Genomic DNA, 24,640 nt, shown 5'->3' with positions numbered 1-24,640 from the left:
GGTGAACAGGGTGAACAGGTCACGCGAACGTCGCGTGTGGCCCCTTGGTCACGCCGTTTCACCCCACGGAGGGGCACGCTTGAGACAGGTGCGTCCCGTTCCGCAAGGGCCATTAGGGTGAGGTCATGCCAGCGAGTTATGCGTATCTCGGCCCTGAGGGGACCTTCACCGAAGTCGCGCTGCGGACACTTCCCGAGACGGCGACCCGGGAGCTGATCCCGTACGTGTCGGTGCAGTCAGCGCTGGACGCGGTCCGCGCGGGCGAGGCCGAGGCCGCGTTCGTGCCCATCGAGAACTCGGTCGAGGGCGGCATCACGACCACCCTCGACGAGCTGGTCGCGGGCGCCCCTCTGATGATCTACCGCGAGGTGCTGCTGTCGATCACCTTCGCGCTGCTGGTCAGGCCCGGTACCGGGCTCGCCGACATCAAGACGGTCTCCGCCCACCCGGCCGCCCAGCCCCAGGTCCGCAACTGGCTGAAGCGGCACCTCCCGGACGCCCACTGGGAGTCGGCCGCCTCGAACGCGGACGCGGCCCGGCTGGTCCAGGAGGGCCAGTACGACGCGGCCTTCGCGGGCGAGTTCGCGGCCGCCCGGTACGGCCTCGAAGCGCTGGAGACCGGGATCCACGACGCCGAGAACGCGCAGACGCGGTTCGTGCTGGTCGGCCGCCCGGCCCGGCCCGCCGCGGCTACCGGAGCCGACAAGACCTCCGTCGTGCTGTGGCAGCGCGACGACCACCCCGGCGGACTGCGCGACCTGCTCGGCGAGTTCGCCACCCGCGGCATCAACCTGATGCTGCTCCAGTCCCGGCCCACGGGCGCGGGAATCGGCAACTACTGCTTCTGCATCGACGCCGAGGGCCACATCACCGACCGCCGGGTGGCGGAGGCGCTGACGGGCCTGAAGCGGATCTGCCGCGAGGTGCGTTTCCTCGGTTCGTACCCACGTGCGGACAAGGACCCCGCGGACCTGCGGGCGCCCCTGCCCGGCACCTCGGACGAGGAGTTCATGGCGGCCTCGGACTGGGTGGCCCGGTGCCAGGACGGCCGCTTCTAGCACCGGTCCTACCTGCAGATTTTAGTTATCCACAGGAGTTATCCACAGGTCCGCTTCTCGACCTGGGGACAAGTCGACAACAAAAGGCGAACCTGTCGACAAATCGGCCCTCAGGACCCATCCATGTCCACCCGCCCGCACGTCACCCTTCGTCCACCGTTTTCCTTTAGGCAATCCTTTGGGGTGACCACTTTCCACTCGAAAGTGGGGGTAAAAGTGGGTTTGCACAGGGAATCCTCGATGTGATCCCCAGGTTTCGGAGTGATCAATTCCGAAATCCACAGATCCTCCGCACACCCTGTGGATAACTTTTTGAGGGGTGTGGATTCCTGTGGACAACCGCACGCCAAGTCCCGCTCTCCACAAGGGAGTCGAGTCAACAGGACTACGCGCACATGCCTCGCCCCGGGGACCTTGAGCATCTTTCATTGACACGCTCCGCAATTCGCCCATAACGGTATGTAAGACACGATTCGGTACAGCTGGTAATAGTGAGTCGTGGGCCGTATCCCCGCACCGGTAGCCTTGGCCGCGTGATTGACCTTCGCCTGCTCCGTGAGGACCCCGACCGAGTGCGCGCCTCCCAGCGCGCCCGTGGAGAGGACGTCGCCCTCGTCGACGCCCTCCTGTCTGCCGACGAGCGGCGCAGGTCGTCCGGCGTCCGCTTCGACGAGCTGCGATCCGAGCAGAAGTCGCTCGGCAAGCTCATCCCCAAGGCCACTCCGGAGGAGCGCGCCGAGCTGCTCCAGAAGGCGGAGCAGCTCAAGGCCGACGTCAAGGCCGCCGAGGCCGCTCAGAACGACGCCGACGACGAGACCAAGCGCCTCGCCCTGCAGCTCGGCAACCTCGTCCACCCCGACGTCCCCGTCGGCGGCGAGGAGGACTTCGTCGTCCTGGAGACGCACGGCACCATCCGCGACTTCGGCGCCGAGGGCTTCGAGCCCAAGGACCACCTGGAGCTCGGCGAGGCGCTGGGCGCCATCGACGTCGAGCGCGGCGCCAAGGTGTCCGGCTCCCGCTTCTACTACCTGACCGGCGTCGGCGCGCTCCTCGAACTCGCGCTGGTCAACGCGGCGATCGCGCAGGCCACCGAGGCCGGCTTCACCCCGATGCTCACCCCCGCGCTGGTCCGCCCGCGCGCCATGGAGGGCACCGGCTTCCTCGGCCAGGCCGCGGAGAACGTCTACCACCTGGAGAAGGACGACTACTACCTGGTCGGCACCTCCGAGGTCCCCCTCGCGGCGTACCACATGGACGAGATCCTGGACGCCGACAAGCTGCCGCTGCGCTACGCCGGGTTCTCCCCGTGCTTCCGCCGCGAGGCCGGCACCTACGGCAAGGACACCCGGGGCATCTTCCGCGTGCACCAGTTCGACAAGGTCGAGATGTTCTCGTACGTCGCCCCCGAGGACGCGGAGAACGAGCACAAGCGGCTCCTGGACTGGGAGAAGCAGTGGCTGACCGGTCTTGAACTGCCGTTCCAGGTCATCGACGTGGCCTCGGGCGACCTCGGCTCCTCGGCCTCCCGCAAGTACGACTGCGAGGCGTGGATCCCGACCCAGGGCAAGTACCGCGAGCTGACCTCGGCCTCCAACTGCGACGGCTTCCAGGCCCGCCGCCTGTCCGTCCGCATGCGCGACGGCAAGAAGGTCCAGCCGCTGGCGACGCTCAACGGCACGCTGTGCGCCGTACCGCGCACCATCGTGGCGATCCTGGAGAACCACCAGCTGGCCGACGGCTCGGTGCGGGTGCCCGAGGTGCTGCGCCCGTACCTGGGCGGCCGGGAACTGCTGGAGCCGGTCGCCAAGTGAGCCGGCCCTTTCCGTACCGGCTGATCGCGACCGACCTCGACGGGACGCTCCTGCGCTCCGACGAGTCGGTCTCGCAGCGCACCCGTGACGCGCTCGCCGCGGCCACCGCGGCGGGCGCCGCCCACATCGTCGTGACCGGCCGCGGCGTCCCCTGGACCCGGCACATCCTCGACGACCTCGGCTACGACGGTCTCGCGGTCTGCGGCCAGGGCGCGCAGGTGTACCACGCCGGTGAGCACCGTCTGCTGACGTCGGTGACCCTGGACCGGCAGCTGGCGGGGGTGGCCCTGGCGAAGATCGAGGCGGAGGTCGGCCCGCTGTACCTGGCGGCCAGCCGTGACGGCCTCGACGGCGATGTGCTGGTCGGGCCGGGGTACGCGGTGACGGGAGCCCTGCCGTCGACGCCGTTCACGGACGCGTCGGATCTGTGGGCCGCCCCGCTGAACAAGATCTACATACAGCATCCGAGGCTGTCGGACGACGAGCTGGCCGAGGCGGCCCAGCGGGCCGCGGGCGGCTTCGTCACGGTCGCCATGTCGGGCGAGGGCATCGTCGAACTGCTCCCGCTGGGCCTGTCCAAGGCCACGGGCCTGTCCTTGGCCGCCCGCCGCCTGGGACTGAAGGCAGCGGACACGATCGCCTTCGGCGACATGCCCAACGACATCCCGATGTTCGCCTGGGCGTCGTACGCGGTGGCCATGGCGGACGCACACGAGGAGCTCAAGGCGGTGGCCGACGAGGTGACGTCCTCCCACGAGGAGGACGGGATCGCGGTGGTGCTGGAGCGCCTGCTGGGCTGACGCCTACGGTCCCTCCGGCCGGACGGCCAGGAGCTCGTCGTACGACAACAGAGCGCGCACCGGCCCCACCGGGTCGTGGCCCTGCGTCCCGAGCTGATCGACGATCACGCTGCAACCGGCCCACCGGCCACCGCACTCCTCGACCATGCCCCGGGCAGCGGCCGCACGGAGTTCCGCTGCATCCGGAGCCGGTGCCGGAGCCGGCGGTGGTCCGGTGCGGTGATCCGCGCGGGTCTGGTCACCCCGAGCTCTTCTTGCTGCAGCACTTGGGCCAGGAAACCCCGGCCAAGTCCCAGTGACAACGTCTCGCGGAGGATGCACGAATCGAACGTGCGCGGGCTTTCCAGGCCCGACCACGGCTTAGCAAGCCGGTGCCTTACCACTCGGCCAATCCTCCGGGTGGGCGGCCTCACGCGAGAGCGACGTCGCGTGCTCGAAGCGGCCGCCCCGGGCGGTTTCCGCGGGTGGACTCCACGGTGGCGTAACTACACCGGAGTCCTTCGCGGGCTGCCCTGACGGGAGCTGGACGTACTGTCGTGCAGGGACATCGTCCGGCTCCTCTCCCAGAACGTGGCGCCGGAGTGTCGTCCGGCGATGTGGACACAACCACTGTGCCTGTGCGACGAGTTGGGCGCCACCGATTAAATGCGGCCGTGTGTTCGAGACTACCGGCGCCGCCACCGCCGTCGGCGCTTGCTGAAGAACCACCCGGCGGGCGGCTCGTCGGAGCGCCAGGGCTGCGGTTCGGGCTCCTCGTCGCGCCAGCGCGCCGCCAGCATCCGGGCGCGGGCAGACGGCTCGGTCGTCCCCGCGGACCGTATGAAGTCCTCGTCCAGAACGAGGTCGTCCCAGTCGTCTGCCATGCCCGTTCCCTTCGACTCACAGCCGAACGTTCCCCTTTGTCCAGTCTGCCCGGACGACGATCAAGTCCCCGTCAGTAAGCGGGACATCAGCGGTACGTCAGGGGTATGTCCAGGGGTATGTCAGGGTTGCCTACTCCTCGCCCGCCAGCGTCAGCGACCGCAGCTTCTGTCCCGCGTACCAGGTCGCGAGGACGGTCACCACGACCAGCAGCACCGTGGCCGTCGGCAGTGAGACGTCCGAGGTGACCAGGTCCCCGCCCGCGACCTTGTGGGCCACGGCCAGCGACCACTGCTGGACGCTCAGGGTCCTCGCCCCGGCGACCAGGGAACCGAACAGGGCCTCCCAGACCAGCGCGTAGACGAGACCGAAGACCACCGCGTGCCGGGACACCGTGCCCAGCAGAAGGAAGAGCGCCGCGTAGGCGATCGAGGAGACCAGCGCGGCCACCGTGTAGGCGACGGCGATCTGCTGGCCGTTGCCGTTGAGGATGAAGCCCGCGATCAGCGTCGGCAGCGCCGAGAACACCATCGTCACGGCGATCGCCACGATCAGCTTGGTGAAGATGATCGTCGGCCGCTTGAGCGGCTTGGACAGCAGGTACACCACCGAGCCGTCGTCGATCTCCGGGCCGATCGCGCCGGTGCCCGCGATGACGCCGATGATCGGCACCATGGTGGCGAGCGCGAGCCCGCCCAGCAGGTCGGAGGCGGTCTGGTCGTCGGCGCCGACCAAGGCGCGCACGATCACGGAGATCACGATCAGCAGCAGGGGCAGGGCGCCCAGGATGAGGGCCCGGCGGCGGCCGAGCAGGGCCCGGTACGTGAGTCGGGCGACTGTGGGGTCGTACATCTGTGGGCCTCCTACGCCGCGACGAGATACGAGAAGACGGACTCGAGGGACTCGTCGGAGGGCGAGACCGTGAGCAGCCGGATGCCGTGGTCGCGCGCGACCTTGGGCAACAGCGCGGTGAAACGGCCGAAGTCGACGGCCTGGATGCGCAACGCCCCCTCCGCCAGGTCGACTTCGATGCCTGACGTCGACGGGTCGGCGATCAGGGCGGCCGCGAGGGCGCGGTCGTCGCTGGAACGCACCAGGTAGCGGTGCGGACGGTCGGTCATCAGGCGGCGGATCTTGCGGAAGTCACCACTGGCCGCGTGCCGGCCCGCGACGACCACCTCGATGTGCCAGGCGAGCTGCTCGACCTCTTCGAGGATGTGCGAGGAGAACAGCACGGTGCGGCCCTCGTCGCCCATGCGGCGCAGCAGGTCCATGAGCTGCATCCGCTGGCGGGGGTCCATGCCGTTGAAGGGCTCGTCGAGCAGGAGCAGCGACGGGTCGTGGACGAGCGCGCTCGCCATCTTCACCCGCTGGCGCATGCCCTTGGAGTACGTCGAGATCTTGCGGTCCTGCGCGTACTCCATCTCGACCGTGGCCAGCGCCTGCTGGGCCGCCTTGGCGCCGAGGCCGTGCAGCTCGGCATTGGCGACGACGAATTCGCGGCCGGTGAGGAAGTCGTACATCGCCTCGCGCTCGGGGACGATGCCGATGTGCTGGTAGATCGCCTCGTTGCGCCACACCTGCTGCCCGTCGAGGGTGACGGTGCCGGTGGAGGGGGCGAGGAAGCCGCCCATCATGTTGATGAGGGTGGACTTGCCGGCGCCGTTGGGGCCGAGGAGGCCGGTGACGCCGGGGCCGATCGTCATGGTGATGTCGTTGACGGCGACCACGTTGCCGAACCAGCGGGAGACATGGTCGATCTGGAGCGTGGTCACAGTCCCACCTTCTTGTAGCGGCGCATCAGGAGGCCGTAGCACGCGGCGATCAGGCCGAGGACGGCCAGGACGTAGACCACGCCCTCGCCGTTCGACGGGCCGACCGCTCCCGGGAACGCCGAGTTCGCGCCGAGGAACGCGGACTGCAGTCCGTCGATGAGCGTGACCGGCGAGAACAGACCGATCCACGGGACGGCGCTGGAGCTGCCCTGGGCGTCGGCGATGGCCTGGAGGGTGGAGACCGCGCCGTAGGAGATGGTCATGACGGCGATCACGGCCGCGATGCCGAAGCCGCGGCGCGGAGTGACCGACGCGATCACCAGGCCGATACCGGCGAAGAGGAGCGAGAGCAGCGCCACGGAGACGAGTCCCTGCCCGAACCCCTTGGTCTGGTCGGCGAAGTCCAGCTTGGCCAGGAGCGCGCCCACATAGAGCACGATCAGCGGGGCGGCGGTCAGGATGAACATCGCCGAAGCCAGCGCCGCGTACTTGGCGCGCACGTAGTCCGCCGTCTCGATGGGCCGCGAGAAGTACAGCGGCACCGTCTTGAAGCGCAGGTCGCGCGAGACGGACTGGGGTGCCTGCGAGGCGACGTACAGGCTGATGACGGCCTGCATGATGATCGCGTAGCGCGTGTAGTCGACGGGCAGGTCCTTAGCCTTCGTGGCGACCGCGACGGCCACCATGATGGCCGCGGGCACGCACATCACGACGAACAGCAGCATCGGCAGCACCTTGGACTTCACCGAGCGGCCGAGGCCGTAGGCGCCGCGCAGGGACTGCGAGTACAGCGAGCGGGTGGCGTAGGAACGGCCGAGGCGGGGCCCGTCGTAGGTGCGGTAGCCGATGTTGTGGATGCGGGTCTGGTCACCCGAGGGGACGGTGACCGGGTGCTCAACTGCCATGGCCGACGGCCTCCTTCCGCTGCTCGTCCTCGTTCGTGAAGACTTCCGAGATGTGGTGCCTGCGCTGCTCCATGCGGACCAGGCCGAGGCCGAGGTCGGCGACGACGTCCCGGACGAGGTCGTAGGTCTCCTCGCCCTGTGCGGTCAGCAGCAGGATGTGGCCGGCGCCCGGCAGACCGCTCTGGGAGTCGAGGACCTCCACCCCACGCGCGTGCAGCGCCTCGCGCAGCGCACGGGTGCCGTCCGGGTGCGCGTCGGTGTCGGTGACCTCGACCGCCAGGGTCGCCGTGGTCTGGGTGAAGTCGGTGGTGGAGCTGGAGCGCAGGAGCTTGCCGCCGTCGATGACGACGACGTGGTCGCAGGTGCGCTCCAGCTCGCCCAGCAGGTGCGAGGTGACCAGGACCGAGATGCCGAAGTCGGTGTAGATGCGGCGGATCAGGCCCAGCATGTCGTCGCGGCCGACCGGGTCGAGGCCGTTGGTCGGCTCGTCGAGGAAGACCAGCTGCGGGTCGTGCACCAGGGCCTGCGCGAGCTTCACTCGCTGCTTCATGCCGGTGGAGTAGCCGCCGATGGGGCGGTAGCGCTCCTCGTACAGGCCGACATGGCGCAGGGTGTCCGCGGTGCGCTCCCGCGCGGCGGTGGGCGGCAGGCCGGACATGCGGGCCATGTGCACGACGAACTCGGTGGCCGAGACGTCGGGCGGCAGGCAGTCGTGCTCCGGCATGTAGCCGACCCGCTCACGGATGGCGGCGCCCTCGGTCGCGACGTCGAGCCCGAGCACTTCGGCACGGCCCTCGGACGCGGGGGACAGACCCAGCAGGATCTTGATCATGGTGGACTTGCCGGCTCCGTTGGCGCCGACGAGTCCGGTAACACCGGGTCCGACGTCCAAGGAGAGCCGGTCAAGCGCGGTCACCCGGGGGAACCGCTTGCTCAGGCTTTCGGTCGCGATCACAGTCACATCCCCGACAGTAGTGACGCGGACCACTCAGGTCGTCACCCCGCAGAGCTGCATCGGCATCAGACTCCAGAGGTACGGGCACCTAGGGGTCACCCTGAGGTCCCACAACGCGGTCTCCGTTTTCCACATCGTCCGGCTTTTCCACAGCCCGGCCCAGGCCCTATTGACGCAGCCTCTAATGACTGTCACATTCGCCAGTGTCACGTTACGGGCACGTACCGCAGTCGACGGGGACGAGGCGGCATGACCACAGCAGTGAACAGCGAACTCTCCACCCGGTTGCGGGGATTCAGGCAGGTCCAGCGACTCGCGTACGACTGCGCGGAGGCGGTCGCGGCCCGCCTGGAGCCCGGCGTGAGCGAGCGGCAGGCCGCCCGGATGCAGCGCGAGTGGCTGCGCGAGCGGGGCGTACGGGACTGGTTCCACCTGCCCTTCGCCTGGTTCGGGGACCGCACGGCGTTCACGGGCTTCCGCGTTCCGCTGCAGTTCTTCCCCACCGACCGCCGGCTGGAGCCCGGGATGCCGTTCATCCTGGACATGGCCCCGGTGCACGAGGGCTTCACCGCGGACATCGGCTACTCCGGCTCACTCGGGATCAACCCCGTCCAGGACAGGCTGATGGCCGACCTGGAAGCGCACCGCGAGCTGATCCTGCGCGAGGTCCGTGAGCGGCGGTCGCTGCGCGAGATCTACGAGGACGTCGATCGGCTCATGGTCCGGCAGGGCTACGCCAACCGGCACCGCGCGTACCCCTTCGGCGTGATCGCCCACAAGGTGGACCAGGTCAAGCAACGCCGCTGGTCACCGCAGGTGTTCGGGTTCGGCACCCAGTCCCTGAAGGGCCTGGCGGCCGACGCGCTGCACGGTCACCGGGAGGGCTGGTCGCCCCTGTGGTCGCCGTACCGCTTCTCCGACCACCCGCCGCAACCGGGCCTGTGGGCGGTCGAACCCCACCTCGGATTCCGGGGCACGGGCGCCAAGTTCGAGGAGATCCTGGTCGTCACCGACTCCCAGGACCCCGAGCAGAGCGCCTTCTGGCTGGACGACGACCTGCCGCACGTGCGGCGCTGGGCGGAGGAGAAGTGACCTTGCTCGAAGACGCGCGCGAACGCCGGGTACGGACCGGCGGAGTCGATCTCTGCGTGGCCGAACTGGGCGACCCCGGACAGCCGACCGTGATCCTGGTACACGGCTACCCGGACAGCAAAGAGGTCTGGTCCGCGGTCGCCTCCCACCTCGCCGACCGCTTCCACGTCGTCCTCTACGACGTCCGCGGCCACGGCCGCTCCACCGCACCCGAGCCGCTGCGCGGAGGGTTCACCCTGGAGAAGCTGACGGACGACTTCCTTGCCGTCGCGGACGCCGTCAGCCCCGACCGGCCCGTGCACCTGGTCGGACACGACTGGGGCTCGGTGCAGTCCTGGGAGTTCGTCACCGTCCCGCGCACCGAGGGCCGCATCGCCTCCTTCACCTCGATGTCCGGACCGTCCCTCGACCACTTCGGTCACTGGATCGCGGGCCGCCTGAAGCGCCCCACCCCCCGCCGCCTCGCCCAGCTCCTCGGCCAGAGCGCCAAGTCCTGGTACGTGTACGCGCTGCACACCCCCGCCCTGCCCGAACTGGCCTGGCGCGGCCCACTCGGCAAGGTCTGGCCGCGCGTGCTGGAGCGCGTGGAGAAGGTCCCCGCCGACGGCTACCCGACCTCCTCACTGCCCACCGACGCGGCCCACGGCGCCTGGCTGTACCGGGACAACATCCGGGCCCGGCTGCGCCACCCCCGGGCAGACGCGTACGCACACGCGCCCGTGCAGCTCATCACGCCCCTGGGGGACGCGTTCCTCTCGGAGAAGCTCTACGACGGCCTGGAGCAGTGGGCACCGCGGCTGACCCGGCGCACGCTGCCCGCCAAGCACTGGATCCCCCGCTCCCGGCCCGACCAGCTGTCGGCGTGGATCACCGAGTTCGTGACGTCCGTCGAAGGCGGCCGCACCGCCGTGCGGGCGACCGGGAAGCACGCGGACCGGTTCGGCGGACAGCTCGTCCTCGTCACCGGCGCGGGCAGCGGCATCGGACGGGCCACCGCGTTCGCCTTCGCCGAGGCCGGCGCGCGCGTGGTGGCCGTCGACCGGGACGCCGAGTCCGCCGCCCGCACCGCCGAACTGTCCCGGCTGCTCGGCGCCCCCGAAGCCTGGGCGGAGACCGTCGACGTCTCCGACGAACAGGCCATGGAGAAACTCGCCGCCAAGGTCGCCGCCGAGTACGGCGTCGTGGACATCCTGGTCAACAACGCCGGCATCGGCATCGGCGGCTCCTTCTTCGACACCACCACCGAGGACTGGAAGAAAGTCCTCGACGTCAACCTGTGGGGCGTCATCCACGGCTGCCGGCTCTTCGGCAGGCAGATGGCCGAGCGCGGCCAAGGCGGCCACATCGTCAACATCGCCTCGGCGGCCGCCTACCAGCCCTCCAGGGCGCTGTCCGCCTACGGCACCTCCAAGGCCGCCGTCCTCATGCTCAGCGAGAGCCTGCGCGCGGAACTGGCGGGCCGGGGGATCGGTGTCTCGGCGATCTGCCCCGGCTTCGTCAACACCGCCATCACCTCCACCGCGCGCTTCGCGGGCGTCGACGCCGACGAGGAGAAACGCCGCCAGAAGCGCACGGCCCGCCTCTACCGGCTGCGGAACTACCCGCCCGAGAAGGTCGCCGACGCGATCCTGAGAGCGGTCGTGCGCAACCAGGCCGTCGTACCGGTCACCCCCGAGGCCCGCAGCGCGCACGCCCTGGCCCGATGGGCGCCGAAGGCACTGCGGGCGATCGCACGGCTGGAGCCGCCGAAGTGAGCCACGAGATCGCCCCGCGCCGGGTGGCCTTCGACTGGTCCCGCACTCCGCTGCACTGGATCCCCGGCGAGCCCACGGCCACCCACGTCATCAACGTCCTGCACCTGCTGCTGCCGGCGGGGGAGCGCTGGTTCGTGAAGGTCTTCAAGGAGGGCCTGCCGCTGATCACGGACCCCGAACTCCGCGCCGACGTCAAGGGCTTCATGGGCCAGGAGGCCACGCACAGCGTCCAGCACACCCACGTACTGGACCACTTGGCGGCGCAGCGGCTCGACACCGCCGACTTCACCCAGTACGCCGACTTCCTCTTCGAGCGGCTGCTCGGCGAGCGTCCACCGCTCAACGCGCCCATTCCCGCGCGCGAGTGGCTGCGGTTCCGGTTGTCGGTCGTCGCCGCCGTCGAACAGTTCACGGCGGTGCTCGGCGACTGGGTCCTGGCCGCCGACGGCCTCGACCGGGCCGGCGCCGACGAGGTCATGCTCGACCTGCTGCGCTGGCATGGTGCCGAGGAGGTCGAACACCGCGCGGTCGCCTTCGACATGTACCAGCACTGCGGCGGCACCGGCACAGCCCGCTACGCCCGCCGGGTCGCGGGCATGGCGGTGACGGCCCCGGTGATGCTGTACCTGTGGGTATGGGGGACGGCCTATCTGATGCGTCACGATCCACAGCCGGCGGGACGGCCGCGCTACTCGCTCAAGGAGCACGGGAAGGCCGTACGAAAGGGCCTGCTGCCGCCCTGGCGGGATCTGGGGGCGGCCGTACCGCGTTACCTCCGACGGTCCTACCACCCCTCACGGGAAGGGTCGTTGAGCCGTGCGGTGGAGTACCTGAAGCGGTCGCCGGCGGCGAGGGCGGCCTCGTGAGCGACACCTCCGCCTACCGGATCGAGGACCTCGCCCATCTCAGCGGCGCCACCGTCCGCACCATCCGTGCCTACCAGGACCGCGGGCTGCTCCCCCGCCCCGAGCGCCGCGGCCGCGCCAACATCTACACCGACACCCACCTAGCCCGGCTGCGGCAGATCGCCGATCTCCTCGACCGCGGTTACGGCCTGGCCTCCATCAAGGAGCTCCTGGAGGCCTACGACTCCGGCCGCGGCCTCGGCGGCATCCTCGGTCTGGTCGCCGAGGTCGACGGCCCGTGGACCGACGAGGAGGCGGTCCGGATCTCCCGCGCCGAACTGGACGCCCGCTTCGGCGGCACCCCCGACGAGGCCGCGGTCGCCGAGGCGGTGGAACTCGGCGTGCTGGAGCCGGTGCCCGGAGACGAGGACTCGTTCCTCGTGCCGAGCCCCCAAGAGCTCGCGGTGGCCGTCGAGTTGCACGCGTCAGGGGTGCCGCTGTCCGCGATCTCGGGCCATCTGCGGGAGTTGAGGGGGCAGGTCGAGCACATCGCCGCCCGTTTCCTGGAGTTCACCACCGAGCACGTCTTCGCCCGCTACCTGCAAGGACCGCACCCACCGACCGACGCGGACGCCACCGAAGCGACCTCACTGGTACGACGGCTACGGCCCCTCGCGCAGCAGACCGTGGACGCCGAACTGGCTCGGGCGATGCGGTTGTTGGCGGTACGGCAGCTGCGCCAGCACCTCGGGTCCGAGGAAAGGCAGGACGGGCGCCCGGTGTCACGTTCCGTGGCGGTGCCCGAGGAGACGATGTGGGCCGTGGAAAGGCTTGTTGGGTCGGATCGGGTGGCGGAGTTCTTTGTGCTGGCGGCTGAACGGGAGGTGCGGGCAAGGAAGTTGGATGCGCTCACGTCAAGTGGGCGTCCCCCAGTCGATCTTGACGAAGAGGGCTGACATGACAGGGAGTTGTCCACAGAAACGCCAAGTAACCTGTGGATAACTACAGTTGGTTGTGGATCAAACATCCGACCCAAAATCATTCGCGTGATTCACGTCTCTCCCGGCACTCTGGCGGGATGAACGAGAACAAGCCACGCGAGAGGGACGAGAGACGCACGGTCAAGGTGTCGAAGTACCTCTCGAAGCATCTGCGCCACCAGCCCGAGCGGATCGGGCTCACGCTCGACGAGGCCGGCTGGGTCGAGATCGACGTGCTGATCGCCGCGGCCACCGCGCACGGCTTCCGCTTCACCCGGGACGAGCTGGACCATGTGGTCGCCGCCAACGACAAGCAACGCTTCGCGATCGACGGCACCCGCATCCGCGCCAGCCAGGGCCACAGCATCGACGTCGACCTCGGCCTGCCACCGGCGACCCCGCCGCCGTACCTCTACCACGGCACCGTGGCCCGCTACCTGGACGCGATCCGCGCCGAGGGACTGCGTCCCATGAACCGGCACGATGTCCATCTGTCGGCCGACCGCGAGACCGCGACCCGGGTCGGGGCCCGCCGTGGGCGTCCCGTCGTGCTCTCCGTGGACGCGCAGGCCATGCACCGCGACGGCCACGTCTTCCACGTCAGCGCGAACGGGGTGTGGCTGACCCAGGCCGTGCCACCGCGTTACCTGCGCCTTCCCGAGTCGCACTGAGCCCGGTGGGAGATGATCGACGCCATGGACAACGGCAGGGACCACCTCCCCACCACCGAGGCCGCCGTCACCGCGCTCCGCGCCCTCGCGGCCGAGTACGGCCTCGCCATCGAGGTGACCCACGACATCGGCGCCGACCAGACCTCACGCCGCAGCGCGGCAGGCGTCGGCGTCACCACCGACCCGGACGGCACCCTGCCCCACGAGGCATACATCGAGCTCGGCGGCCGACCCCGGGTGGATGTGCGCCTGTTCCCGGACGACGACGCCCTGATCACCGTCGACGGAGTCGAGTGCCCCGACGTCGCCCGCGACGACGTCCCCGCCTTCCTCCGGGCCCTCTACGAAGGCCACGCCTGGGTCAAGGCTCGCCGCTTCCCGCCCAGCCACTTCCTGATGGTGCCGCTCCCGGGCGACCGCGTGCACAAGGAGTTCATCCCGGTCGGCCTCAGCCCCTGGCTCAGCGCCCGCACACAGTGACCGTGAGTCACTGTTTCACGTGAAACACGGCCCGGCGCTTACGCTCGGACACATGAGTCTGCGCCTGAGCACCGTGATCCTCCCTCACCGCCGCTGGAACGAGGGGGGCCGCGAGACATGGCAGCGCGCGGAGCAACTCGGCTTCCACACCGGATACACCTACGACCACCTCTCCTGGCGCACCTTCCGCGACGGGCCCTGGTTCGGAGCCGTGCCCACCCTGACCGGTGCCGCGGGGGTCACCGACCGGCTGCGCCTGGGCACCCTGGTGACCTCGCCGAACTTCCGGCACCCGGTGACCCTCGCCAAGGAACTGATCACCCTCGACGACATCTCCGGCGGCCGTGTCACCCTCGGCATCGGCGCGGGCGGCACCGGCTTCGACGCCACCGCGCTCGGCCAGGACCCGTGGACCCCGCGCGAGCGTGCCGACCGGCTCGCCGAATTCGTCCCGCTGCTCGACCGCCTGCTCAGCGAGGACTCCGTGTCCTACGAGGGCGACTTCTACTCGGCGCACGAGGCCCGCAACATCCCCGGCTGCGTCCAGCGGCCCCGGCTGCCCTTCGCCGTGGCCGCCACCGGGCCGCGCGGTCTGAAGCTCGCCGCACGCCACGGACAGGCGTGGGTGACCACCGGAGACCCGAAGCTGTACGAGAACGGCACACCCGAGCAGTCCCGCCAAGCCCTCCGCGGTCAGGTCGACAAGCTCACCGACGCCTGCGCGGCCCTCGGCCGGGACGTGAACACCCTGGACAAGATCCTGCTCACCGGTTTCACCCCGGACCGCGACCACCCGCTGGAGTCCCTCGACGCGTTCGTCGACTTCGCGGGCCGCCACCGGGAACTCGGCTTCACGGAACTCGTCATCCACTGGCCGATCCCCGACTCGGTCTTCGCCGCCGACCAGAAGGTCTTCGAGCAGATCGCCATGGAGGCACCGGCACAGCTGAGCTGAGACAGCGGCACCGGGGCGGGTGGGACCCGCCCCCGCGTCATCTATGTCTCACCTGTGCGGGCACTCGCACGGTCGTGCACGCATATGCGGGAGAATGAGCGGGTGACCTCAGCGACTCGACAGCCCGAGACCCCGGCCGCCGGCATACCGCCGCGCCTGATCGCCACCGATCTCGACGGCACTCTGCTGCGCGACGACCAGTCGGTGTCCCCCCGCACGGTCGCGGCCCTCGCCGCCGCCGAGGAGGCCGGCATCGAGGTCTTCTTCGTCACCGGCCGCCCCGCCCGCTGGATGGATGTCGTCAGCGAACACGTCCACGGCCACGGCCTCGCCATCTGCGGCAACGGCGCCGCGGTGGTCGACCTGCACGGCGGCCCCGGCACCCACCAGTTCGTGAAGGTGCGCGAGCTGGCCCGGGAGAACGCGCTGGACGCCGTACGGCTGCTGCGGGAGGCGGCACCCGGCACGGTGTACGCGGTGGAGCAGACGTACGGCTTCCACCAGGAGCCCGATTACCCCAAGCTGCACATGGAGATCCCGGACAACCTCGCCCCCGCCGAGGAACTGCTGGCCGAGGATGGTCCCGGTACCGCCGAGCCGGTGCTGAAGATCCTCGCCTACCACCCCTCGATCGACCCGGACGCCTTCCTCACCCTCTCCCGGCTGGCCATCGGCGACCGCGCCAACGTCACCCGGTCCAGCCCCAGCGCCCTGCTGGAGATCAGCGGCCCCGGCGTCTCCAAGGCCAGCACACTCGCCCTGTGCTGTGCCGAGCGCGGGATCTCGCACGAGCAGGTCGTCGCCTTCGGGGACATGCCCAACGACGTCGAGATGCTGACCTGGGCGGGACAGTCGTACGCGATGGGCAACGCCCACCCCGACGTGATCGCGGCGGCATCGGGCCAGACCGACGCCAACAACGACGACGGGGTGGCCGTCGTGATCGAGCGGATGCTGGAGCGGCTGTAGGGGGCGTGCGGGTCAGCCGACCGGCGCCCCTCGTGCCGCCAGCCACGGCACCGGGTCCACGGCCGAGCCCGCCTCGGGCGTGACCCGCACCTCGAAGTGCAGATGCGGACCGGTCGAGTTGCCGCTCGTGCCCGACTGGCCGATCCACTGCCCGGGCGCGACGCTCGCCCCCTGGTCGACGGTGACGGCGGCGAGATGGGCGTACTGCGTGGAGTAGCCGCCCGGGTGCTCGATCACGATCTCGATGCCGAAGGCACCGCCGCAGGACACCTTCACCACCCGGCCCGCGCCCACCGCCCGCACCGGCGTGCCGATCGGCACCGCGAAGTCCTGCCCGGTGTGCCGGCTCGCCCAGTGCGAACCGCCGCTGCCGAACCCGGCGGACAGCTCGTACGCCGCCACCGGAGTGACCCAGGTGTTCTCCACGGCCTGCTGCGGCTGGTCCAGGCGCACGGCACCCCGGCACGAACCGGCCGCCACCGAGGCGTCGGCCTGTCCCTGCAACTGTCCCCGGGCCTCTTCGAGTGTCCGCTCGATGTCCCGCTTCAGCGTGGCGAGTTCGGCGCTGCGCCGCTCCATCCTCCGCCGGACCGCCGCGGCCTTCGCCTCGTCCGCCGCGAGCCGGGCCTCGGCCCTGCGGCTCTTCTCGACCGCGTTGTCGACGGCCAGCGTCGTCCGGGAGAAGACGTGCTGACCCCGCATCAGTTCGGCGGGGTCGGTCGCGAAAATGATCTGCGCGGTGAGCGGAAGACCACCGCCGTCGCGGTACTGGGCCCGGGCGATACGGCCCAGCCCCTCGCGCAGAACGGCGATCTCCCGCCGCTCCCGGCCGAGCAGTTCCTCGAACCACTGCTCCCGCGCCCGCTGCGCCTGAGCCTCCTGGTTCCCCGCCTCGTACCGGCCGGTCGCCAGCGCCGCGTCCTGGTACAGCCGCACCACCTGCGCGCTGATCCCCGAATCACCGTCCGCGCGGCGGCCCACACCGCCGGCGACTGCGTCCGTGGGGCGAGCCACCAGCACCGTGAACGCACACAGCAGAGCCGGAACGAGCAGCGGCTGACGGCGAGGTGATCGCATGTCAGCGATCCTGTCCCGGGCACCCGGACCCGGTCCTGTTCAAGGCGTACGGCCGGGGGACACGTTGCTGCGGACGGGTCAGTGCGGCGCCTGCACGACCGTCGCAGCACCACCTTCGTCGGCCGGCCTCAGCGCGCAGCCACCAGCAGCTCCGCCTCCGCCTCCCGCTCGGCCATCCTCCGCAAGGGCCCCTCCGCACCCGCCAACTCCGGGTAGGAACCCCGCTGCACGACCCGCCCCTCGTCGAGCACGACCACCTCGTCGACCGACTCGAGCCCCGCCAGGCGGTGCGTGATGAGGAGCGTCGCGCGGCCCTCGGTGGCGGCCAGCAGATCGGCGGTGAGCGCGTCGGCGGTGGGCAGGTCGAGATGCTCGGCGGGCTCGTCCAGCACAAGGACCGGGAAGTCGGCGAGCAGCGCCCGGGCCAGCGCGAGCCGCTGGCGCTGACCGCCGGACAGCCACGCCCCGTGCTCTCCGACCAGCGTGTCGAGCCCGTCGGGCAGGCTTTCGGCCCAGTCGAGCAGCCGGGCCCGCCGCAGCGCGTCCCGCAACTCCTTCTCGGCCGCGTCCTTCTTGGCCAGGAGCAGGTTCTCGCGCACCGAACTGTCGAAGAGGTGGGCGTCCTGGGCGCACAGCCCCACCAGCCGCCGCACGTCGTCGCCGCGCAGCCCGTGGGCGTCCACGCCGCCCAGGGTGTAGGTGCCGGTGCCCGCGTCCAGGAAGCGCAGCAGCACCTGTGCGAGCGTCGTCTTGCCGGAACCGGAGGCACCGACCACGGCGATCCTCCGGCCCTGGGCGAGGGTCAGGTCGAGGCCCGCGAGCGCGTCCCCGTCCTGGCCCTCGTGCCGGGTGGTCAGTCCCCTGAGGACGACCGGGAACGGCGAGGCGGGCGCCTGCCGAGCGTGCTCCGGCTCCCGTACCGGCTCGGGCGCGTCCAGCACCTCGTGGACGCGTTCCGCGCTCCTGCGCACCCGCTGGCGGTACTGCACGGCGAGCGGCAGCCCGAGGACGGCCTCGAAGGCGGCCAGCGGAGTGAGCACGACGACGGCCATGGCGACCCCGCCGAGCCGCCCGGAGGCAACCGCCTGAGCGCCGACCAGGGCGGTGGCGGTGACGGTCAGGCCACAGATCAGGGCGGTGAGGCCGTCACCGAGTGCGGTGGCGGTGGCGGCACGAGAGGCGATCCGGGTCAGGACGCCGTCGGCCCGCCGTGCCTCGGCGGTACGGGCGGGCAGGGCACCGGCGACGGTCAACTCGGCGGTCCCGGTGAGGAGATCGGTCACGCGGGTCGACAGTGCCCCGCGAGCGGGGGCGAGCCTGCGCTCGGCGCGGCGTGCCACGGCTCCCGTGATGAGCGGGACACCGACACCGGCGGCCAGCAGGCCCGCGGCCAGCGCGGCACCGGCTGCCGGCAGCAGCCACGCTGTGAAGCCCACGGAGGCCGCCGACACCAGGACGGCGGCACCGGCGGGCAGCAGCCAGCGCAGCCAGTAGTCCTGGAGGGCGTCCACGTCGGAGACGAGCCGCGAGAGCAGATCACCCCGACGGGCCGTGCGCAGACCGGCGGGCGCCAGCTGTTCCAGGCGCCGGTACACGGCGACCCGGGTGTCGGCGAGCATGCGCAGCACGGCGTCGTGCGACACCAGCCGCTCCGCGTACCGGAACACGGCCCGCCCGATCCCGAAGGCCCGGGTCGCCGTCACGGCCACCATCAGATACAGCACAGGCGGCTGCTGCGAGGCCCGCGAGATCAGCCAGCCGGAGGTGGCCATCAGTCCCACGGCGCTGCCGAGCGCGAGGCTGCCGAGCAGCAGCGCGAGCGCGAGCCGGCCTCGTCGGGGGCCGGACATGGCGCGGACGCGGGCGAGAGCTCCACCCGCCCGTGTCGGCGCCTCACTCATCACGGGCGCGACCGAAACGGGGCCGCCCTCCTCGACCGTGCGTGCCGTGGACGTCCTGGCCGTGCTGTCCACGGGAGCCGGTGCCGCAGGCTCCGCCAGCCGCACGACCCGGTCCGCCACCCCGAGCAACGCCGGCCGGTGCACCACCAGCAGGACCGTCCGCCCGTCCGCCAGCCGCCGGACCGCCGCCACGACCTCCGCCTCGGTGGCTCCGTCGAGCGCCGCCGTCGGTTCGTCGAGGAGCAGTACCGGCCGGTCCGCGAGGAACGCCCGGGCCAGCGAGAGCCGTTGCCGCTGCCCGGCGGACAGGCCGGCCCCGTCCTCGCCGAGCCCGGTGTCGGCCCCCAGCGGAAGGGCATCGACGAACTCCAGGGCGCCCGCGTCCCCCAATGCCCGCCGTACCGCGCTGTCGTCGGCGTCGGGCCGGGCCAGCCGTACGTTCTCGGCGATCGTCCCGGCGAACAGCTGCGGCCGCTGCGGCACCCATGCGACGTGTGACCGCCACTCCTGCAGATCGACCTCGGTGAGATCGGCTCCCCCGATGCGCACCCGCCCCCCGGTCGGCCGCACGAATCCCAGCAGGACGTTCAGCAGGGTCGACTTGCCCGCCCCGCTGGGCCCGACCAGCGCGACCGTCTCCCCGGGCGCGACCTCGAAGGACACGTCCGTGACGGCGTCCCCCGAGCGCCCGGGGTACCTGACCGTGACGCCCTCGAAGGCCAGCGCACCAGCGGATACCGCGGCGGTGCCCGACGCCGGTACCGGCGTCTCCAGCACCGTGAAGATCTCCTCGGCGGCCGCCAGTCCCTCCGCCGCCGCGTGATACTGCGCCCCCACCTGCCGCAGAGGCAGATACGCCTCGGGGGCCAGGATGAGGATGACGAGGCCGTCGTACAAGTGCATCTCGCCGTGGACGAGACGCATTCCGATCGTGACGGCGACCAGCGCCACCGAGAGCGTCGCCAGCAGTTCCAGGGCGAAGGAGGAGATGAAGGCGATCCGCAGCGTTCGCATGGTCGCCTGCCGGTACTCGCCGGTGATACGCCGGATCGACTCGGCCTGCGCCTTGGCCCGGCCGAAGACCTTCAGGGTGGGCAGACCTGCGACGACATCCAGGAAATGCCCCGACAGCCGGGACAGCAGCTGCCACTGACGGTCCATCCGGGACTGTGTGGCCCAGCCGATGAGCACCATGAAGACCGGGATGAGGGGCAGGGTCCCGACGATGATGGCCGCCGAGACCCAGTCCTCGGTCACGATCCGCGCCAGCACCGCCACCGGCACGACCACCGCAAGGCCCAACTGCGGGAGATAGCGCGAGAAGTAGTCGTCGAGGGCGTCGACCCCTCTGGTGGCGAGGGCGACCAGGGAACCCGTCCGCTGCCCGCTCAGCCACCCGGGCCCCAGAGCCGTGGCCCGTTCCAGGAGCCTCCCCCGCAGCTCCGACTTCACCGCCGCGCTCGCTCGGTGCGCGGCGAGCTCGGTGAGCCAGGAGACGAGTCCACGGCCGACAGCGACGGCTGCCAACAGCAGCAGGGGAGTACGGAGTTCAGAGACCGCGAGACCGTGCTGGAACGCGCCGACCACGATCTCGGCGATGAGCATCGCCTGGGCGATGAGCAGCAGGGCCCCGAGACCGCCCAGGCCGACCACTGCCACCAGGAAGAGGCGGGTGGCCCGGGCGTACCGGAGCAGACGCGGGTCGATTGGTTTCACGTGAAACACACCTCAGTGCGCGGTCTCAGCGATGTGCTGGGTGCCGATGCGCTTACGGAACACCCAGTAGGTCCAGCCCTGGTAGAGCAGCACGAGGGGGGTGGCGATGGCCGCCAGCCACGTCATGATCTTCAGGGTGTAGGGGCTCGACGAAGCGTTGGTGACCGTCAGGCTCCAGTCCGCGTTCAGCGTGGACGGCATGACGTTCGGGAACAGCGTCAGGAAGAACATCGCGACCACGGCCACGATGGTGATACCGGACAACGCGAACGACCAGCCTTCCCGTCCGGCCCTGTTCGCCGCCAGCGCGGCTACCAGCGCGGCGACCGCCACGACCATGGCGACCAGGCTCTTGCCGTCGCCCTTGTCGAGCTGGGTCCAGAGCAGGAAGAGCAGTGCCAGACCGGCGGTCACCAGACCGACCCGGGTCGCCAGCTTCCGTGCCCGCTCCCGGATCTCCCCGACGGTCTTCAGGGCCGTGAACACCGTGCCGTGGAAGGTGAACAGCGTCAGCGTCACCAGGCCACCGAGCAGGGCGTACGGGTTGAGCAGGTCCCAGAGGGTGCCGACGTACTCGAAGTGCTGGTCGATCTTCACCCCGTGCACGATGTTGCCAAAGGCCACGCCCCACAGGAACGCGGGGATGAGCGAGGTCCAGAAGATCGCGGTCTCCCAGTTGCGCTGCCAGTTCTCCTCGGGCCGCTTGGCCCGGTACTCGAAGGCGACTCCCCGCACGATCAGGCAGACCAGGATGACCAGCAGCGGCAGGTAGAAGCCGGAGAAGAGTGTGGCGTACCAGTCGGGAAAGGCGGCGAAGGTCGCGCCGCCCGCCGTCAGCAGCCACACCTCGTTGCCGTCCCACACAGGCCCGATGGTGTTGATCAGGACGCGCTTCTCGGTCCGGTCGCGGGCGAGCAGCTTGGTGAGGACGCCGACCCCGAAGTCGAAGCCCTCCAGGAAGAAGTAGCCGGTCCACAGGACGGCGATGAGCACGAACCAGACGTCGTGAAGTTCCATGACTCGATCTCCCTCGGCCTAGTACGAGAAGGCCATCGGCTTGTCGGCGTCACGCGTGTCGCCGCCGATCTTCGTGGGCGGGTTGAGGTCGGCCTCGGTGAGCTCGGGCGGCCCGGCCTTGACGTACTTCACGAGCAGCTTGACCTCGACGACGGCGAGGATGGCGTACAGCGCCGTGAAGACCAGCATCGAGATGAGGACCTCGGCCTGGGAGACGCCGGGGGAGACCGCGTGCCGGGTCTGCAGGACGCCGTAGACGACCCAGGGCTGGCGGCCCATCTCGGTGAAGATCCAGCCCCAGGAGTTGGCGATCAGGGGGAAGCCCAGGGTCCAGATCGCCACGAGCCAGTAGAGCCTGCCGAGCTTGGGGCTGAGGGCCTTGTTCTTGAAGAGGACCAGATGCGGCACCTCGTCGTCGGCGACCCTCAGGTGCTGCGGGAGCATGAACTTCTTGCGGGTCAGCCAGAGTCCGGCGAGGCCGATGGCGAAGGACGCCATGCCGAAGCCGATCATCCAGCGGAACGCCCAGAAGGTGACCGGGATGTTGGGCCGGTAGTCGCCCGGCCCGTACTTCTCCTGCTCGGCCTTGTTGACGTCGTTGATGCCGGGGACGAACGAGGTGAAGTCGTCGTCGGCGAGGAAGGACAGCAGGCCCGGGATCTCGATGGCCACGGTGTTGTGGCCCTTCTCCACGTCGCCGTAGGCGAAGATCGAGAAGGGTGCGGAGTCCTGGCCGTCCCACAGCGCCTCGGCGGCCGCCATCTTCATCGGCTGCTGCTTGAACATGACCTTGCCGAGCGTGTCACCGCTGATCGCGGTGAGCATGCCGGCGACGACCACGGTGACCAGGCCGAGGCGCAGCGAGGTCTTCATCACCGCGATGTGCTTCTTGCGGAACAGATGGAAGGCCGCGATGCCGACCATGAAGGCGCCACCGGTCAGGAAGGCGGCCGACATGGTGTGGAAGACCTGGGTGAGCGCGGTGTTCTGGGTCAGCACGGCCCAGAAGTCGGTGAGCTCGGCCCGGCCCTTCTCCTTGTTGATCCGGTAGCCGACGGGGTGCTGCATCCATGAGTTGGCCGCGAGGATGAAGTACGCCGACAGGATCGTGCCGATCGAGACCATCCAGATGCAGGCCAGGTGGATCTTCTTGGGCAGCTTGTCCCAGCCGAAGATCCACAGGCCGATGAAGGTGGACTCGAAGAAGAAGGCGATCAGGGCCTCGAAGGCGAGCGGGGCACCGAAGACGTCGCCGACGAACCGCGAGTAGTCGGACCAGTTCATGCCGAACTGGAACTCCTGCACGATGCCGGTGACCACACCCATCGCGATGTTGATCAGGAAGAGCTTGCCCCAGAACTTGGTGGCCTTGAGGTACTTCTCCTTCTCCGTGCGCACCCAGGCGGTCTGCAGTCCGGCCGTGAGGGCGGCGAGCGAGATCGTCAGAGGGACGAAGAGGAAGTGGTAGACGGTGGTGATGCCGAACTGCCATCGCGCCAGGGTCTCCGGCGCCAGAGCCAGGTCCACGGTGCCGCTCCTTACTCACACGCTTGTGAAAGCGTTCACATTCACAAGCTAGTATGCCGCACCTCTTTTCGATAACAGAAGGGGGGTCCCGATTACCGCCGGGAACCCCCCTGTGATCCGGCCCTGAGCAGCGCAGACGCCCGGCCGGTGTGAGCTAGAGCTCCTTGCGGAAGCCCTCCGCCGCCTTCAGGAAGATGTCGTTCGCCTCGGCCTCCCCGACCGTCACGCGCACACCCTCGCCCACGAAGGGGCGCACGACCACACCGTGCTGCTCGCATGCCGCCGCGAAGTCGACGGTGCGCTCCCCCAGCCGCAGCCAGACGAAGTTGGCCTGGGTCTCGGGCACCGTCCAGCCCTGGGCCCGCAGCCCCTCCACCACACGGTTGCGCTCACAGACCAGCGATCCGACCCGGCCGAGCAGTTCGTCCTCGGCCCGCAGCGAGGCGATCGCCGCCTCCTGGGCGAGCTGGCTCACTCCGAAGGGCACGGCCGTCTTGCGCAGCGCCGCGGCCACCGGCTCATGGGCGATCGCGAAGCCGACCCTGAGGCCCGCCAGGCCGTACGCCTTGGAGAAGGTACGCAGCACACAGACGTTCGGCCGCGTGCGGTACAGCTCCACGCCGTCCGGCACCTCGGGGTCACGGATGAACTCGCGGTAGGCCTCGTCCAGCACCACCAGCACGTCACTCGGCACCCGGTCGAGGAACCGTTCCAGCTCGGCCCGCCGCACGACCGTGCCCGTCGGGTTGTTGGGGTTGCAGACGAAGATCAGCCGGGTCCGTTCGGTGATCGCGTCGGCCATCGCGTCCAGGTCGTGCACATCACCCGCCGTCAGCGGCACCCGCACCGAGGTGGCACCGCTGATCTGCGTGATGATCGGGTACGCCTCGAAGGACCGCCAGGCGTAGATCACCTCGTCGCCCGGTCCCGAGGTCGCCTGGATCAGTTGCTGGGCGACGCCGACCGAACCGGTGCCGGTGGCCAGATGGGAGAGCGGGACGCCGAAGCGCTCGGACAGCTCGTTCATCAGGCCCGTGCAGGCCATGTCGGGGTAGCGGTTGAAGGAGGAGACCGCGGCCGTCACGGTCTCCAGCACGCCAGGCAGCGGCGGATAGGGGTTCTCGTTGGAGGACAGCTTGTAGGCCACCGGACCACCGGCAGCGGCGGGCTTGCCCGGCTTGTACGTGGGGATACCCTCCAGCTCGGCGCGCAGCTTGGGGCTTGTCTCGCTCACCGCAGTCCTCCTCGTGACCACCGACACATGGCGGCCGACTCCGGCAGCCGGCTCCAATACTGCTCACCTTATGAGGATTGGGCCCCGCTGCGTACAGGTGAGAACGAACCTCATCAGCCCCACAGGCATCAGGGGCATCACCGTACGAAGGCAGACGAATCAGGGGGCGCGGTCACATATATCTATGCGCCGGTGGCTCACGCCGTAGCGCGCATCACCCGTGCAGGTGAGTTGAGACCTCTTCGAAACATCGGGGA

Annotated in this window: 21 protein-coding genes and 1 tRNA gene; 11 read left to right on the top strand and 11 right to left on the bottom strand. The window is 70.0% G+C overall.

The window, feature by feature from the left end:
- The first annotated feature begins 125 nt into the window (after positions 1-125).
- From pheA to D1369_RS20795, 3 genes are all read left to right on the top strand, one after another.
- Positions 126-1,058 carry a prephenate dehydratase gene (gene pheA / locus D1369_RS20805; protein ID WP_007383211.1) on the top strand — a complete coding sequence of 311 codons (933 nt, stop codon included), beginning with the start codon at positions 126-128 and terminating at the stop codon, positions 1,056-1,058.
- Positions 1,059-1,591: 533 nt separating this feature from the next.
- Positions 1,592-2,869, top strand: coding sequence for a serine--tRNA ligase (serS, locus tag D1369_RS20800; protein ID WP_007383212.1), 1,278 nt, complete (start codon positions 1,592-1,594; stop codon positions 2,867-2,869).
- Positions 2,866-3,669, top strand: coding sequence for an HAD family hydrolase (locus tag D1369_RS20795; protein WP_007383213.1), 804 nt, complete (start codon positions 2,866-2,868; stop codon positions 3,667-3,669). The genes serS and D1369_RS20795 overlap by 4 nt, the downstream gene beginning before the upstream one ends.
- Positions 3,670-3,978: 309 nt before the next feature.
- On the opposite strand, the gene D1369_RS20790 is transcribed toward D1369_RS20795, so the two are convergent.
- The 6 genes from D1369_RS20790 to D1369_RS20765 all read right to left on the bottom strand — a co-directional run bounded on the left by D1369_RS20790 (position 3,979) and on the right by D1369_RS20765 (position 8,165).
- Positions 3,979-4,066 (bottom strand) — tRNA-Ser (locus D1369_RS20790).
- A 268-nt stretch (positions 4,067-4,334) separates the two neighbouring features.
- Positions 4,335-4,532, bottom strand: coding sequence for a hypothetical protein (locus D1369_RS20785; RefSeq protein WP_007383214.1), 198 nt, complete (start codon positions 4,530-4,532; stop codon positions 4,335-4,337).
- Positions 4,533-4,662: 130 nt separating this feature from the next.
- Positions 4,663-5,382 (bottom strand): ABC transporter permease, encoded by a 720-nt coding sequence (locus D1369_RS20780; RefSeq protein WP_007383215.1) that lies wholly within the window; start codon positions 5,380-5,382, stop codon positions 4,663-4,665.
- Positions 5,383-5,393: 11 nt separating this feature from the next.
- Positions 5,394-6,305 carry an ABC transporter ATP-binding protein gene (locus D1369_RS20775; RefSeq protein ID WP_007383216.1) on the bottom strand — a complete coding sequence of 304 codons (912 nt, stop codon included), beginning with the start codon at positions 6,303-6,305 and terminating at the stop codon, positions 5,394-5,396.
- On the bottom strand, positions 6,302-7,210 hold the full coding sequence (locus D1369_RS20770) for a hypothetical protein (protein WP_007383217.1): 909 nt from the start codon (positions 7,208-7,210) through the stop codon (positions 6,302-6,304). The genes D1369_RS20775 and D1369_RS20770 overlap by 4 nt, the downstream gene beginning before the upstream one ends.
- Complete coding sequence (locus tag D1369_RS20765; RefSeq protein WP_007383218.1) at positions 7,200-8,165, bottom strand: ABC transporter ATP-binding protein; 966 nt, start codon at positions 8,163-8,165, stop codon at positions 7,200-7,202. Before D1369_RS20765 ends, D1369_RS20770 begins: the two co-directional genes overlap by 11 nt.
- A gap of 249 nt (positions 8,166-8,414) precedes the next feature.
- Here D1369_RS20765 and D1369_RS20755 point away from each other — a divergent pair, with 249 nt between their 5' ends.
- From D1369_RS20755 to D1369_RS20720, 8 genes are all read left to right on the top strand, one after another.
- On the top strand, positions 8,415-9,257 hold the full coding sequence (locus D1369_RS20755; RefSeq protein WP_007383220.1) for a M24 family metallopeptidase: 843 nt from the start codon (positions 8,415-8,417) through the stop codon (positions 9,255-9,257).
- Positions 9,254-11,011, top strand: coding sequence for an SDR family oxidoreductase (locus D1369_RS20750; RefSeq protein ID WP_118082559.1), 1,758 nt, complete (start codon positions 9,254-9,256; stop codon positions 11,009-11,011). Before D1369_RS20755 ends, D1369_RS20750 begins: the two co-directional genes overlap by 4 nt.
- Positions 11,008-11,877 carry a metal-dependent hydrolase gene (locus tag D1369_RS20745; RefSeq protein WP_037903459.1) on the top strand — a complete coding sequence of 290 codons (870 nt, stop codon included), beginning with the start codon at positions 11,008-11,010 and terminating at the stop codon, positions 11,875-11,877. The genes D1369_RS20750 and D1369_RS20745 overlap by 4 nt, the downstream gene beginning before the upstream one ends.
- Complete coding sequence (locus D1369_RS20740; RefSeq protein ID WP_007383221.1) at positions 11,874-12,812, top strand: MerR family transcriptional regulator; 939 nt, start codon at positions 11,874-11,876, stop codon at positions 12,810-12,812. Before D1369_RS20745 ends, D1369_RS20740 begins: the two co-directional genes overlap by 4 nt.
- A 122-nt stretch (positions 12,813-12,934) precedes the next feature.
- Positions 12,935-13,507, top strand: a complete 573-nt coding sequence (locus tag D1369_RS20735) for an RNA 2'-phosphotransferase (protein WP_007383222.1) — start codon at positions 12,935-12,937, stop codon at positions 13,505-13,507.
- 24 nt (positions 13,508-13,531) lie between these two features.
- Positions 13,532-13,987: a hypothetical protein gene (locus D1369_RS20730; RefSeq protein ID WP_007383223.1), complete on the top strand. Its 456-nt coding sequence runs from the start codon at positions 13,532-13,534 to the stop codon at positions 13,985-13,987.
- 52 nt (positions 13,988-14,039) lie between these two features.
- The gene (locus D1369_RS20725; protein WP_037900737.1) at positions 14,040-14,942 is read left to right on the top strand and encodes an LLM class flavin-dependent oxidoreductase; all 903 of its coding nucleotides are present in this window, start codon (positions 14,040-14,042) and stop codon (positions 14,940-14,942) included.
- Between the two features lie 102 nt (positions 14,943-15,044).
- On the top strand, positions 15,045-15,911 hold the full coding sequence (locus D1369_RS20720) for an HAD family hydrolase (protein WP_037900738.1): 867 nt from the start codon (positions 15,045-15,047) through the stop codon (positions 15,909-15,911).
- Positions 15,912-15,923: 12 nt separating this feature from the next.
- Here D1369_RS20720 and D1369_RS20715 read toward each other — a convergent pair whose 3' ends face one another.
- From D1369_RS20715 to hisC, 5 genes are all read right to left on the bottom strand, one after another.
- Entirely contained in the window at positions 15,924-16,988 is a 1,065-nt protein-coding gene (locus tag D1369_RS20715; RefSeq protein WP_007383226.1) for a M23 family metallopeptidase, read from the bottom strand.
- A 128-nt stretch (positions 16,989-17,116) separates the two neighbouring features.
- On the bottom strand, positions 17,117-20,605 hold the full coding sequence (gene cydD / locus D1369_RS20710; protein ID WP_037900741.1) for a thiol reductant ABC exporter subunit CydD: 3,489 nt from the start codon (positions 20,603-20,605) through the stop codon (positions 17,117-17,119).
- 12 nt (positions 20,606-20,617) lie between these two features.
- Positions 20,618-21,622 (bottom strand): cytochrome d ubiquinol oxidase subunit II, encoded by a 1,005-nt coding sequence (gene cydB / locus D1369_RS20705; protein ID WP_007383228.1) that lies wholly within the window; start codon positions 21,620-21,622, stop codon positions 20,618-20,620.
- Positions 21,623-21,640: 18 nt separating this feature from the next.
- Positions 21,641-23,149 (bottom strand): cytochrome ubiquinol oxidase subunit I, encoded by a 1,509-nt coding sequence (locus D1369_RS20700; protein WP_007383229.1) that lies wholly within the window; start codon positions 23,147-23,149, stop codon positions 21,641-21,643.
- A 154-nt stretch (positions 23,150-23,303) separates the two neighbouring features.
- Entirely contained in the window at positions 23,304-24,383 is a 1,080-nt protein-coding gene (gene hisC, locus D1369_RS20695; RefSeq protein WP_007383230.1) for a histidinol-phosphate transaminase, read from the bottom strand.
- Positions 24,384-24,640 lie beyond the last annotated feature (257 nt).

The sequence above is a fragment of the Streptomyces sp. CC0208 genome (assembly GCF_003443735.1).
Lineage (GTDB): Bacteria > Actinomycetota > Actinomycetes > Streptomycetales > Streptomycetaceae > Streptomyces > Streptomyces sviceus.
This window is presented reverse-complemented; position numbering and strand designations above follow the sequence as displayed.